This window comes from Bacillus cereus group sp. BfR-BA-01379, from assembly GCF_022663605.1.
Classification (GTDB): Bacteria; Bacillota; Bacilli; order Bacillales; family Bacillaceae_G; genus Bacillus_A; species Bacillus_A mobilis.
On record NZ_JAKUFT010000031.1, the window covers coordinates 40,563 to 54,280 of the forward strand.

The window sequence follows — 13,718 nt, forward strand, 5'->3', positions numbered from 1 at the left end:
AGTTTCACTTTATTTAGAAACATTTTACAATTAACAAAAAAAGGTATATAATCAATAATCATATTAACAATGTTAATATGATTATTGATTATATACTATGTGGGGGTCTTATTTTGAAGGGAAGAGATGTTGTTTTAGGTTTGTTAATGGGAAAAGAAATGTCTGGTTATGATATTAAAATTGTGTTTGAAGACGTATTTACTCACTTTTTTGATGGGAGTTTTGGAATGATTTATCCAACGTTACGACAGTTGGATAAAGAGGGGAAAATAAAGAAAGAGGTTATTATGCAAGAAGGGAAACCAAATAAGAAAATGTACTTTATTACAGATGAAGGGCGTGAAGAGTTTTATCAATACATGCAAACAGATGTAGAGAAAGACGTTTTACGTTCAGATTTTTTAATGAGGATGTATTTTGGTAATTATAGCGATGATAAGGCAATTAAAAAATGGATTGAAGATGAAATTGAAAAGAAAGAGGCATACATTGCGGATCTTCGTTTGAAATATGAAAAGTGGAGAGAAGGTATTACTTTTGTTGAGGAAATTTCACTCGATGTAGGTATTGCATCGTATAGTGCTCAAGTAGAGACGTTGAAAAGAAAACTAGAGCAACTAGAAGCAAAAAAACACAATAAAACAGAAGAATGAAAAACACGTTCATAATAAATAAAGGGGTAGATGAACATGGAGCAATCAAGGGGTATTAAGATTGTCTTTTTAATGTGCTTAGGTATATTTCTTTGTATGATTGATACGACAATTATGAATATAGCTTTACCAGCGATACAAACGAGTGTAAATACTTCATTGGAAAAGATGTCTTGGGTATTAAATGTTTATACAATGACAATAGCGGTACTCGCTATCCCGCTAGGGCGGATAGCTGATATTTTTGGGAAAGCAAAGATGTATATTCTTGGTTTGATTATTTTTGGCGGCGGGTCAGTACTTTGTTCTTTTGCTAATACGGGCGATTTTCTTATCTTTTCTCGCTTTATACAAAGTGTAGGTGCAGCGATTTTATTTCCAACTAGTATGGTAATTGGTGTATCTGCAATGCCATTAGCTAAGAGGCATGTTGCACTTGCAATTTTAGGCGTAACACAAGGATTGTCAGCTGCGATGGGACCAGTAATAGGTGGAATTATTACACAAAATTTCGGTTGGAGATGGGTGTTCCTCGTTAATGTTCCAATTTGTATTTTTGGAATCATTTTATGCTTCTTTATGCTACAAATAAAAAATGAAGAACGTATTATCTCAAAAATAGATTGGATAGGATTGTTATTAAGTAGCACAGCAATTTTTTCTTTTACTCTCATATTAGTAAAAGGCAATACATGGGGATGGCAAAGTAATATAGCTTTGTTTTGTTATGCAATTAGCACTATTTCTCTTATTCTATTTGTTTTAGTAGAACGAAAGATTCATAATCCGATGGTGAATTTAAATTTATTTAAAGATCGAATGTTTGTCGGAGCATCTATCGTTGTCATATTAAGTAATTTATTTTTAATTGGAGTTACTGTATTGCTTCCGACGTTCTTGACAAAAATACAAGGCCGAACGGAAATTGAAGCAGCTTTTTTAGTGACACCTATTTCAGCAATGATATTTTTTGTCTCACCAGCTGCAGCAACTTTGATTAAAAAACTCGGAAAAGTAACTATTATTTTGTCAGGCTTTCTTGTTATGGGCTTATCTTATTATTGGTTGCAAATGATTGATGTTAATTCAACAAATATAGAAATTATTATTCCATGTATGATATTAGGTGTTGGGTATGGTTTAGTAGTAGGTCCAATTACAGTTTTAAGTGCTTCTTCGTTTGAAGGGGAATTACTAACTGCTTCTCAGAGTGTTGTATCAATGTTACGGCAAGTAGGTATTGTTTTAGCGGTCGCAATATTTGTATCTAACTTAACTCATAATTTAACTATAAATAAAGAAAATGTATATCGTTATGCAGAAGAAAAAGTTCGTAATATTCATGTGAGTAGTGACGAGCAAGCTGAGATATTACAAGTAACAAAAGAAAAAATAGAGAATCAAAGTATAGAAACAAATGTCGAAAAGCATCAAAATGAAACATTTGTAGGGTTAAATAAAGAGAAAAAAGACGAACTAATTCACCAAAAAGTGGCTGAGGTATTAAGAGAAGTTCCAGTAGAATATAGAGATGTAAAAAGAGAAGAAGTAATGAGTCAAGTGACAAATGAAGTTGAAAAACAAGAGGAAAGTATAAAGAAAGAAGTACGTGCATTTTCGAATGATGTGAATCATTATGCTAAGAATCAGAGGGCTATGAGTTTTACAGATTTATATAAAGCGAGTGTGCCAATTATTTTAGTTTTTGCTTTAGTGAGTTTGTTATTTTGGGAAGGAAAGGCTTTGAGTAAAAAGAGAGGGGAAAGAGTTGTAGGGGGAGTGTAAGGGAAATAATCTAAAGGTGAGTTATACTCAAATGATGGAATGCTAGCTGTGAAAAAATTAGTATAATTATTATGGGAACTCTTCGGTAATGAGTGAAACGTAAACAGTGGGGGTCTTTACATGTATAAATAAATTTCAGCATTATAAATTTGGGGATTTTGTTGTTCTATAGTACATTAACAAGAGGTATTAGTTTTATAGAAAGGATGAGAAAATGATAGATACAGCAGATGCTTCAATAAGTAATCATATATATACAGAAGAAGAGCAACAAAAATTATACAAAAGAACGTTACTAATCGTAAGCATTTCACAAATGTTCGGCGGAGCAGGGTTGGCTGCTGGAATTACAGTGGGTGCACTTCTTGCGCAGCAAATGCTTGGGACAGATGCATATGCAGGATTACCAGCTGCTATGTTTACAATGGGATCTGCGGTAGCGGCTTTCTTTGTTGGGAAATTATCGCAAAAACATGGTCGCCGCATAGGGCTTGCAGGAGGTTTTATAGTAGGCGGGTTAGGGGCTATTGGAGTTGTGGTTGCAGCTTTAACAAATAGTATTATTCTTTTACTAGTTTCTTTACTTATATATGGCGCGGGCACAGCTACGAATTTACAAGCGCGTTATGCTGGAACAGATTTAGCGAATAAGCAGCAAAGAGCAACTGCTATTAGTATTACGATGGTAATGACGACTTTTGGTGCAGTCGCAGGTCCAAATTTAGTAGGTGTAATGGGAAGGTTTGCTCATTCAATTGGGATTCCTGAACTTGCTGGTCCGTTCATATTATCAGCAGCTGCATTTATACTGGCGGGTATTGTCCTATTTGTTATGCTTCGTCCAGATCCGTTACTTATTGCTAATATGATAGAAACATATAAACAAGAGCATACATATAAAGGGCAAGCGGTAACAGAGGAAACGATAGAAAATAAACGAGGAATTACTGTTGGGGCTATCGTAATGATACTTACACAAGTCGTGATGGTCGCGATTATGACGATGACGCCAGTTCACATGGGACACCACGGTCACGATTTAAGTGCAGTAGGCCTTGTGATAGGTTTTCATGTAGGTGCAATGTATCTTCCGTCTCTCGTTACAGGAATGCTAATTGATAAAATTGGCAGAACTACTATGAGTATAGCTGGCGGAGTAATTTTACTAGCGGCAGGTGTCATAGCTGCAATAGCGCCGAGTGATTCTTTAATACTATTAATTGTTGCTTTGTCTTTACTTGGATTAGGATGGAACCTCGGTTTAATAAGTGGTACGGCTCAAATTGTTGATGCAACTATACCTTCCACACGTGCAAAAACACAAGGGAAAATAGATGTGTTTATCGCGCTAGCTGGAGCTTCAGGCGGAGCGATGTCAGGTATGGTAGTAGCGAATTCAAGTTATGCGGCCTTGTCATTAGCTGGAGGAGTTTTAGCTTTCATGCTGATTCCTGTTGTGATATGGGCTCGGACAGGTAAAGTGAAACTTTAATTAGTGGGGGGGCTTCATCCCCCACTAATTATTAGTTGAACCAATCGGACTTTAATGGGCAGCCCGACCCCCACCTAAATTCTTTGCTTTCGCTGAATTTTGAGGTGGGGGTCTTACTGCCCATTAAAGCGGGATAAATAAAATTAAGATAAAAAAGGCTGCGTTCAAAGGGAGGTAATCAATCTTTGAATGCAGCTTTTTTGTAGTGAATTGTATAAAAAAACTTTTTAGTTTAAATCCCACTCCACAATAAGGCCTAAATGCGTAAGACCACCACCAAATCCATAAAGTAAAAGTGTTTCTCCGTTATTTAATTTTCCTTCTTTTCTAGCTAGATCTAGAGCGAGTGGAATAGAGACGGAAGATGTATTCCCCATATATTCCACACTCGTTAATGTTTTTTGTGTTGGAATTTTAGATTTTTCACAAATAGATTCAATCATTCTTAAGTTAGCACTATGTGGAATAAACCAGTCTATATCATTTATTTTCATATTTGCGGTATGTAATAGTTCTTTTATACCTGCTGGTACTATGCGTGTTGCCCATTTATAAACTTCTCTCCCATTTTGCACGATTTTTTCATTTGTTTGCAGTGGTGTGCCATTCATAGTAGTAGATAAGTTTGTTCTGTATAGATGAATGCCACCGTGCCCATTTGTTCCCATATGAGCAGCAATAAAGCTTGGTTTGTTTTCATCTCTTTCTAATAAAATAGCTCCAGCACCATCGCCAAATAAAATACAAGTCGTTCTATCGGTGTAATCAGTAACTTTAGATAATGTCTCTGTCGCTACGACAAGCACTTTTTCGTGTGATCCAGAAGTGATTAAGCTATTACCGACGTGCAGGCCATATGTGAAACCAGCGCAAGTTGCATTTAAATCAAAAGCTAGTGTATGGGGTATGTTGAAGTGTTGTTGTATTTGACACGCGACACTAGGAAAAACATAGTCAGCGGTTGTTGTAGCGACGATGATACAGTCTATATCTTCTAAATGCTTTTTAAAAGTTGTACATAAATTTTCAATTGCTTTAATGGCTAAGTGTGAGGAGTATTCGTCTTCGCAAGCAATTCTTCTTTCCTTCATTCCTGTTCTTTGTACAATCCATTCATCATTCGTATCGATCATCTTTTCTAAATCGTTATTAGATAATATTTGATCTGGAACATAAGTACCAATTGCAGTAATACGAGATTTAGAATGCATGGGAACATCTCCTAACGTATTTTTATAACCTGATACTAATATTAGGTTATAAAAATGTCAATATAGACTTTTATTGTATTGAAGTGATAATGCTTAACTTATTATGGAGGAATTTGGCGAGTGGTGTAAAAATAATATACGATAAGTTTTTAAAATTGATTATGAAGAGAGTTGGGCTCTTTGAAAAGAATTTTGTATATATTGCCTGTTGTCATTATTTGTAGCTTTATTCTTATTATTTTTCCAGGGAAATCTTATGCTTGTGATTGTATTAACGTATCAGCAGAAGATGCATTTCAAAAAAACGATGTAGTATTTGAGGGGAAGGTAATTGAGGTTGGAAGGAAAGAAGGGGGTGGGATTGAAGTATTATTTGAAGTGAAGGGAATTTGGAAAGGGACAACGTCTTCGCAAATTATTGTGTATACAAATGGTGGGGATTGTGTGTTTCACTTTTTAGAGGGAGGAGAGTACTTAGTATATTCTTCTCAAAGAGGATCTGAAAAACAATTACACACACATAGTTGTAGTGGAACGAAGAGATTAGATGAGGCAGAGATGGACAAAGTGGCTTTAAGTCAAATTGCAAAAGAATCTGTTCCGACGAAGAAAGTCGATTTAAAAGGTGGCATGTTGAACGGTTTAAGCTGGTGGCAAGTTGTTACTCTTTCTGTCGGTCTGTTACTGATAGTAGTTCTTGTGATTTTTGTTGTAAGAAGAACGCGCAAAAAATGACGATTAAAGTAAATATATAAAGATTTTCTTTCTGTTTCTATAGGTGGTTTAATCTTGTGAAAGCGAATTACTTATGCTACACTTTATGTAACTTAAAATGAACGGAGGGGCTTCCTTTGATCTTAATCAGATTACGTCTCAATACTTTGTGCCAATAATTGAATAGCGCTCAAAGGCTCTGTCTGTGTACAGAGTGAACGGGATTGGTCTGCCTATTTTAAAGGAACCCTTTATTAAGCTTATATGTGAAAAAGAGGGAGGGACGAATACGCCCTCTTTTTGTTTTGCCTTTATAAATAGAATGGGATCGTATAGGTGAACACTTATTGTGGATGCGTATATGATCTTGGGACTTTTTGACTATGAGATAGAATGAAAGTATAACTTTCTTCTATTTCTTTGGTGAACCCTTATCCGTTTACGAAAACACAGGCAGTAACCTGTGTTTTTTATTTTACGTAATCGAAATGGAGGAATAAATATATGGAAGAATTATTACAAAGAGCAGTTTTAGTTGGAGTAAATTTAGGTAATGAAGATGACTTTGCGTATTCGATGGAAGAGTTAACAAATCTTGCAGAAGCTTGTGATGTAGAGGTAATTGGGCAAGTGACGCAAAATTTACAACGAGTAAATCCATCACATTATATTGGAAAAGGAAAGATTGAAGAAGTAGCAGCCTATGTAAATGAAGTAGATGCGAATATGGTAATCTTTAATGATGAATTATCTCCTTCTCAAATTCGAAATTTAGAAGCGGATTTAGATTGCAAAGTAATTGACCGTACCATATTAATTTTAGATATTTTTGCGCAACGTGCGAAAACGAAAGAAGCGCAGTTGCAAGTTGAGGTAGCGCATCTTCAGTATATGATGCCTCGTTTAATCGGTCTTCGTGAATCGTTAGGAAGACAGAGCGGCGGAGTTGGTACGAAAAATAAAGGTGTCGGTGAGAAGAAATTAGAGTTAGATCGTCGTAAAATTGAAGAACAGATTTCAGTTTTAAATAAAGATCTAGAAGCACTTGTTGCCCAGCGTCAAACGCAGCGAAAGCAGCGTAAGAAAAATGAAGTACCAGTTGTAGCATTAGTAGGATATACGAACGCAGGAAAGTCAACGACGATGAATGCGATGCTTGAGATTTACAATGGTACAGAAGAAAAACAAGTATTTGAAAAAGATATGTTATTCGCGACGTTAGAAACATCTGTACGAAATATTGATCTGCCAGATAACAAATCATTTTTATTAACGGATACAGTTGGATTTGTAAGCAAACTACCACATCACCTTGTGAAAGCGTTCCGTTCAACGTTAGAAGAAGTAGCGGAAGCGGACCTACTTATTCACGTTGTAGATTATGCAAATCCAAATTATGAACAGTTAATTGATATTACAAATGAAACGTTAAAGAAAATTGGAGTTGAAAATATTCCGACCATTTATGCTTATAACAAATCAGATATGGTAGATGTTGAAATTCCGAAAGTACAAGAAGAACGCGTTTATTTATCAGCGAAGAAACATATTGGAATAGAAGAGCTTGTCGAAATGATTCGCTCACACATCTATAAAGAGTATACGAAGTGCGAAATGTTAATTCCGTATAATCAAGGACAGGTAGTTTCTTATTTCAATAATCATGCGCACGTTTTATCTACGAGTTATGAAAACGAAGGTACGAAACTAGAAGTAGAATGTAAGACGAGTGATTACGAAAAGTATAAGCGTTTTGCAATATAAGAAAAAAGGCGATCCTAATATATGTTAGGATCGCCTATTTTTATTAATAGTTGCAAGTAATTCCTTTGTCCTGTCCTACTATAAAAGAAAATACAGAACGTTTATAAAAAATCCAATAAAACAGATAGAAAAAATATATTATTTGAGAAGTGATATTTCTGGAAAAAGAAATGAAACCAGTATAGAATAGAAATGTTTCAAAAGTCAGAATTTATTACACCTGCTGTAATAAATATATATTTTGTACAGGAAGGAGAGATTCATATATGCAGGCAGTTTCGAAAAAAAATACGATAGAAACACCGACGATATATCGAATACTATTTGCGATTAGTTTCGGTCATTTTTTAAATGACTCGATGCAAGCAGTTGTGCCGGCATTGTTTCCTATTTTGGAAAAAACGATGAATTTATCCTATATGCAAGTAGGGTGGATTGCTTTTGCATTAAATATGACGTCATCGATTATGCAGCCGGTTTTTGGTATGTATTCGGATAAGAAGCCGTCACCATTTTTATTACCGCTCGGTATGTTTTCGAGTATGCTTGGGATGATTGGACTGGCTTTTGCACCGAACTTTATTATTGTTATTATTTCTGTTTTATTTATCGGGTTAGGTTCCGCAGTATTCCATCCAGAAGGTGCTCGTGTTGCTTATATGGCGGCAGGGGCAAAACGAGGTTTAGCACAAGCGATTTATCAAGTGGGAGGAAATACAGGGAATTCCCTAGCTCCTATTTTTACAGCGTTAATTTTCGTGCCACTCGGCCAAATTGGCTCTTTAGGTTTTACAGCTTTTGCAGCGGTAGGAATTGTATTATTAATATTCGTATCAAATTGGTATAGGAATGAATTAGCTACTGGTGCTGTAAGAAGAAAGAAGAGGGCTGCGCTTGAGGCTGAAAATGCCATAGTAAGTACACATATTAAATTTGTTATTATACTTCTTGTTTTTCTTACTTTTGTACGTTCTTGGTACGGTGCTGGTATCGGGAATTTTTATCAATTTTACTTAATTGAACATTACGGTTTATCTATAAAAAATGCCCAGTATTTCGTATTCGCATTTATGATTGCCGGTGTATTAGGAACTTTCTTTGGTGGACCGTTAGCAGATCGATTTGGAAAGAAAACAATTATTGTATTTTCAATGCTAGGTTCGGCACCACTTGCACTTTTGTTACCTCACGTTTCGCTCGTATGGGTCGTACCGTTATTTTTATGTATCGGTTTTATTAGTTCAAGTAGTTTTAGTGTAATTGTTGTTTATGCGCAAGAGCTTGTTCCTGGAAAAGTAGGGATGGTATCTGGATTAATTGTAGGGCTTGCGTTTGGACTTGGCGCTTTAGGTTCTGTAGTTCTTGGGAAATTGGCTGACATATATAGTCTACAATTCATTATGTTATTATGTAGTTGTCTACCATTAATTGGACTTACTTCTTGGTTATTACCAAGTGATAAGAAAACGATAGAATAGGGGATGCACTATGAAATTATGTGAAAATGTTACAGAATTAATAGGAGATACACCTGTCGTCCGATTATCTAAATTTATTCCAGAAGATGCAGCAGATGTGTATGTAAAATTAGAAATGTTTAATCCGTCGCGCAGTGTGAAAGACCGTGCTGCCTATAATTTACTGCACGTTGCAGAAGAGAATGGTCTCATCAAACGAGGAGATACAATTATTGAACCAACAAGTGGAAATACAGGAATAGGCTTAGCGATGAATGCAGCTGCGAAAGGGTATAAAGCGATTTTAATTATGCCAGACAATATGTCAAAAGAGCGTATAAATTTATTGAAAGCATACGGAGCAGAAGTAGTTTTAACACCGGCAGAACAAAGAATGCCAGGAGCAATTGCGAAGGCGTTAGAACTGCAAAAGCAAATACCAAATAGTTTTATTCCGCAACAATTTGAAAATCCAGCAAACCCAAATATTCATCGTTATACGACTGCACTTGAAATCTATGAACAAATGGATGGTAAGCTGGATGCATTTGTAGCAACAGCTGGAACTGGTGGGACGATTACAGGGACTGGGGAAACGCTAAAAGAGAAACTACCAAACTTATATATTGCAGTAGTAGAACCGAAAGGATCTCCCGTTTTATCAGGTGGTGTTCCAGGTCCTCATAAACTAGTAGGAACAAGTCCAGGGTTTATCCCGAAAAACTTAAATACAGAAGTGTATAACGAAATTATTCAAATCGCAGACGAAGAGGCTTTAACGACAATGAGAAAATTAGCTAGACAAGAAGGATTATTAGTTGGGCCATCGTCTGGAGCATCTGTTTACGCAGCAATTATGATAGCGAAACGATTAGGCGTTGGTAAAAGAGTTTTATGTATTGCACCTGATACAGGTGAGCGTTATTTGAGTATGGGATTATTTGAATAAAAATGATAGAAACCCCTTAATGGTGAAATAGCGCTATTAAGGGGGGTGTTATAGGTTATTAAGAGAGGAGAAACACAATGAAACTATTAAAACCGACAAATGAATATAGCGAACTAATTATGGAGTATCGAGAGGCATTTTTACATACGGATGAACAACCACATGGCAGTAGTTCTTTACAAAATTTTGCTGCACTTGATGAATGGTTTGAAAAAGTGAGTAAACAGGAACTGGGGGAAAACTTACAAGATAATCGAGTACCTTCTAGTCAATTTTTAAGTGTTGAACAAGGAGAACTTATAGGTTTTGTGAATATTAGAAAACGATTAAACGAAGAATTATTGCGGGAAAGTGGTCATATTGGATATAGTGTTCATCCGAATAAACGTCGCCAAGGTTACGCGACAAAACAATTGAAACTCGCATTAGATGAAGTACAAAAGTTGGGGTTGCAGAAAGTGTTAATAACTTGCGATAAAGCTAATATTGCTTCGGCTAAAACGATTCAAAAGGTTGGCGGTGTGTTAGAAAATGAAGTAGTTTCTTCTCACACTGGGGAAATTGTTCAGCGTTATTGGGTAGAAATATGATGTAGTGGAACATTGAAAAGGGAATGCAGTGCATAATATCGAAATAGATAAATGAAAAGGTAATTGTGTACTGCAATTATAGGGGGAAATGAAGTGGGATTAAAAGAGAAAGCAATAGAAATGTCGGAGATTTATAGGAGAAATCCGAAGATCGAAGCTATTATTTTAGCTGGTTCAGTAGCTAGAAAGTTAGAAGATGAACATTCGGATATAGAATTACATATATTATGGTCAACGCCACCAGAGGATGAGGATCGTAAAGGGCCTATTCATCATATTGGTGGAGCGATTTTGTCATATCATCCTTATGAGGAAGAAGAATGGTCGGAAACATATTTGACAAAAGAGGGAATTAAATTAGAAATTAGTAACTTTTTAACAGAAACAGTAGAGAAAGTTATTTCGGATGTGGTGGATCAATATGATATAAGTTATGAAAAACAATGTATAGTATCATCCATTCATGACGGTGTTAGTTTGTATGGAGAAGAGAAAGTGAATGAATTAAAAGATAGAGTGGTATCATATCCAGAAGAACTTGCGGAACAGATGATTTCAGAAAATCTTTGGTTAAGCAATCGCTGGCATAATCGAGAGGCACTTTTAAAACGAAAAGACTGGCTTATGTTATATGATGTTATTTGTGAAGTACAAAGAAATATATTTGGGGTCTTATTTGGTTTGAACCGAATGTATGTGCATCACCCGGCGTTTAAATGGATGCCGAATAATGTGGAACGAATGAGCATTAAGCCTGAAAACTTATATGAGCGTATGGCGAATACGTTAATAGGGAAACCGGAGTATAGTGTACAGGAGTTAGAAGTGTTAATCGAAGAGCTATTACATTTAGTAGAACAATATGCTCCAGAATTACATATTGCAGAACAACAAAAGCGTATTCAATATGCGAAGTGAAAAAAAGGGATGTAACAATGCGTTACATCCCTTTTTTATTTGACTAATTTACCTAGTACAGGTAATCGCTGAATCCTATCACCGAGAATATGTGAAGCCAGTCCGCTCGTTAGGACGAATAAAAGGTAAACAATCCCTCCTGCAGCGCCACATATAACAACAATGAGAAGTGATTCCATATAAGATTGTCCAGGAATTAACCATTTTAAAATAGCTTTTAAAGCAATTACAACAGCAGACATTGCTGCGGAGTAAATCGTAATAAGGAGTACTGTTTTTGCTGTTTCGCCAATTTTAAATTTCGCAAATTTAATGATGCAGTACAACATAATAACATTGGAAACGAGGTATCCAAGAATTGTTCCAAGTACAGCACCGTGTCCGCCAAATAAATGTAAGAGCGGTGTATTTACTAAAACTTTAACGAGAATCCCGACTGAGAAAGCAATCATCGTTTTTCTTTGATAATCGATTCCTTGTAAAATAGCTGCTGAAACTGTGAAAATGGCACTTAATATAGCAGAAGGTGCAAATGAAATTAAATATTGTGATCCACCAAGTGCGATTTCAGGATTTACATAAACCATACGGAATGCATCATAAGCGATACTAGCAAGACCGAATGCAGCTGGAATAGTGAAGAATAACAAGACTTGAAATATCTTTGCAATTTGTTCTTGTAATTCTTCTAATTTCCCGCTTGTATAAGATTTCGTTATAGCCGGAATGATCGTTAATGAGAATCCGGTTGCAAGTGAAGCTGGAATCATAATTAACTTTTGGGCATAGTTCGTTATATAAGCGAACACTGCATTCGCTGTTTCTAACGGCTCTCCCATCGCTCTAAGGACATCAGCTACAGTATATTGATCTACTAACGTATAGAGCGGAATTGCAATGCCGACAAATACAATTGGGATTGCATATCGAAGTAATTCCATATAAATATTTTTTAATGGGATATTCGATGCCCTGGACTTTAATTCTCCTTCGGGAGGCTTTAATCTATTATATTTTTTCCAGTACATCATTAAAATCGAAATGCTGGCAAGTGCCCCAATAACAGCGCCAAACGTAGCAACTGCAACAGAAGAGGCGACTGAACCCCCTAATAGTTTTGAAACGATAAAACTACCAACTAAAATGAAAACCACGCGCGCAATTTGTTCTACGACTTGAGAAACGGCACTTGGTTTCATATGTTGAAAACCTTGGAAATAACCACGTGTAACACTCATAGCTGGTACGATAATAAGTGCGAAACTTAATGCTCGCATCGTAAGTGTTACGTCAGCGATAAATTGTGGATCCGGCGTTTTTGAGCGAATAATAAATTGTGATATGTACGGTGCTCCAATAAATAAAGTTAAAAACCCTAAAAAGCCCATAAACATCATTAATTTTACGCTTGAGTTGTATAATTTTTTGCTTGTACTATAATCACCGAGTGCATTATGTTTTGCAACAAATTTGGAAACGGCAATAGGAATACCAGCAGTTGAGAAGCTTAATAAAATACCGTACCAAGAGTATGCATATCCATATAAAGCAACCCCTTGTGTTCCGACTAATAATTGAAAAGGGAAGAAGTATATAAAACCTAATATACGTGAAATCATTGTTGCACCACTTAATAAAGCAGTACCTTTTAAAACTTTTGAAGTAGACAAAATTCTTTCCTCCTACTCGTGCTGTCTTGCATTCATCGTATACTACTATAAACCTGTTAGAGTAGTTAATATAGTATGGAACATAAATATTCTAATATTATTCATTTAAAAGTCATATTTTACATTTTTAAATAGAATGTAATACATAAAAATTCAAAATATAAGTTGACACTATTTTTAATGTATGATAAAAATGATAGTAATCAATTCGGAAAATAATATTTGGGCAATGAAAGGGTATAGTAGTGAATATCTCCCTATTTCAGAGAGCTGATGGTTGGTGTGAATCAGTATATAGATTATTCATGAAGTTCGTCCTGGAGCATCTTTCATAAATCTCACATTATGAGGAAATGAAAGACGGTAGTTTATACCGTTATCAAATAAAGTGGTGAAGATTGTTTCACAACTAGGGTGGTACCGCGATATTTATCGTCCCTACGTATTTACGTAGGGACGTTTTTTATTTAGGTCTTACTTTGTTGTGGCTTCATAACTAGGGTGGTACCGCGATA

11 protein-coding genes and 1 other annotated feature are annotated in these 13,718 nt (G+C 35.7%); of the genes, 9 read left to right on the forward strand and 2 right to left on the reverse strand.

The features are described from left to right. The first annotated feature begins 113 nt into the window (after window positions 1-113). The 3 genes from MR113_RS13890 (at window position 114) to MR113_RS13900 (ending at window position 3,930) form a co-directional block, all read left to right on the forward strand. The gene (locus MR113_RS13890) at window positions 114-653 is read left to right on the forward strand and encodes a PadR family transcriptional regulator (protein ID WP_242254894.1); all 540 of its coding nucleotides are present in this window, start codon (window positions 114-116) and stop codon (window positions 651-653) included. Window positions 654-689: 36 nt separating this feature from the next. Continuing rightward, window positions 690-2,438, forward strand: a complete 1,749-nt coding sequence (locus MR113_RS13895) for an MFS transporter (RefSeq protein ID WP_242254895.1) — start codon at window positions 690-692, stop codon at window positions 2,436-2,438. Between the two features lie 214 nt (window positions 2,439-2,652). After that, the gene (locus MR113_RS13900) at window positions 2,653-3,930 is read left to right on the forward strand and encodes an MFS transporter (protein WP_242254897.1); all 1,278 of its coding nucleotides are present in this window, start codon (window positions 2,653-2,655) and stop codon (window positions 3,928-3,930) included. A 227-nt stretch (window positions 3,931-4,157) separates the two neighbouring features. Here the strand turns inward: MR113_RS13900 and MR113_RS13905 are convergent, their stop codons facing one another. Next, window positions 4,158-5,141 carry a ketoacyl-ACP synthase III gene (locus MR113_RS13905; RefSeq protein ID WP_242254899.1) on the reverse strand — a complete coding sequence of 328 codons (984 nt, stop codon included), beginning with the start codon at window positions 5,139-5,141 and terminating at the stop codon, window positions 4,158-4,160. A 180-nt stretch (window positions 5,142-5,321) separates the two neighbouring features. Here MR113_RS13905 and MR113_RS13910 point away from each other — a divergent pair, with 180 nt between their 5' ends. From MR113_RS13910 to MR113_RS13935, 6 genes are all read left to right on the forward strand, one after another. Continuing rightward, window positions 5,322-5,876 (forward strand): cobalamin biosynthesis protein CbiN, encoded by a 555-nt coding sequence (locus MR113_RS13910; protein WP_242254901.1) that lies wholly within the window; start codon window positions 5,322-5,324, stop codon window positions 5,874-5,876. A gap of 483 nt (window positions 5,877-6,359) precedes the next feature. After that, on the forward strand, window positions 6,360-7,619 hold the full coding sequence (gene hflX / locus MR113_RS13915; protein ID WP_242254902.1) for a GTPase HflX: 1,260 nt from the start codon (window positions 6,360-6,362) through the stop codon (window positions 7,617-7,619). Window positions 7,620-7,885: 266 nt separating this feature from the next. Further along, a complete protein-coding gene (locus MR113_RS13920; RefSeq protein ID WP_061673186.1) occupies window positions 7,886-9,097 on the forward strand; it encodes an MFS transporter in 1,212 nt (403 codons plus the stop codon). Window positions 9,098-9,107: 10 nt separating this feature from the next. Beyond that, the gene (gene cysK, locus MR113_RS13925; RefSeq protein ID WP_242254904.1) at window positions 9,108-10,025 is read left to right on the forward strand and encodes a cysteine synthase A; all 918 of its coding nucleotides are present in this window, start codon (window positions 9,108-9,110) and stop codon (window positions 10,023-10,025) included. A gap of 77 nt (window positions 10,026-10,102) precedes the next feature. Then, window positions 10,103-10,615 (forward strand): GNAT family N-acetyltransferase, encoded by a 513-nt coding sequence (locus tag MR113_RS13930; RefSeq protein ID WP_242254906.1) that lies wholly within the window; start codon window positions 10,103-10,105, stop codon window positions 10,613-10,615. 93 nt (window positions 10,616-10,708) lie between these two features. Further along, the gene (locus MR113_RS13935) at window positions 10,709-11,533 is read left to right on the forward strand and encodes a DUF4037 domain-containing protein (RefSeq protein ID WP_242254909.1); all 825 of its coding nucleotides are present in this window, start codon (window positions 10,709-10,711) and stop codon (window positions 11,531-11,533) included. Between the two features lie 35 nt (window positions 11,534-11,568). Here MR113_RS13935 and MR113_RS13940 read toward each other — a convergent pair whose 3' ends face one another. Continuing rightward, the gene (locus tag MR113_RS13940) at window positions 11,569-13,203 is read right to left on the reverse strand and encodes a putative polysaccharide biosynthesis protein (RefSeq protein WP_242254911.1); all 1,635 of its coding nucleotides are present in this window, start codon (window positions 13,201-13,203) and stop codon (window positions 11,569-11,571) included. 220 nt (window positions 13,204-13,423) lie between these two features. After that, window positions 13,424-13,646, forward strand: a binding site (T-box leader). Window positions 13,647-13,718 lie beyond the last annotated feature (72 nt).

Bases quoted from the DNA above. Each gene is read 5' to 3' on its own strand.
- MR113_RS13895 (WP_242254895.1), top strand. From the start codon at position 690: ATGGAGCAATCAAGGGGTATTAAGATTGTCTTTTTAATGTGCTTAGGT.
- MR113_RS13900 (WP_242254897.1), top strand. From the start codon at position 2,653: ATGATAGATACAGCAGATGCTTCAATAAGTAATCATATATATACAGAA.
- MR113_RS13905 (WP_242254899.1), bottom strand. From the start codon at position 5,141: ATGCATTCTAAATCTCGTATTACTGCAATTGGTACTTATGTTCCAGAT.
- hflX (WP_242254902.1), top strand. From the start codon at position 6,360: ATGGAAGAATTATTACAAAGAGCAGTTTTAGTTGGAGTAAATTTAGGT.
- MR113_RS13920 (WP_061673186.1), top strand. From the start codon at position 7,886: ATGCAGGCAGTTTCGAAAAAAAATACGATAGAAACACCGACGATATAT.
- cysK (WP_242254904.1), top strand. From the start codon at position 9,108: ATGAAATTATGTGAAAATGTTACAGAATTAATAGGAGATACACCTGTC.
- MR113_RS13930 (WP_242254906.1), top strand. From the start codon at position 10,103: ATGAAACTATTAAAACCGACAAATGAATATAGCGAACTAATTATGGAG.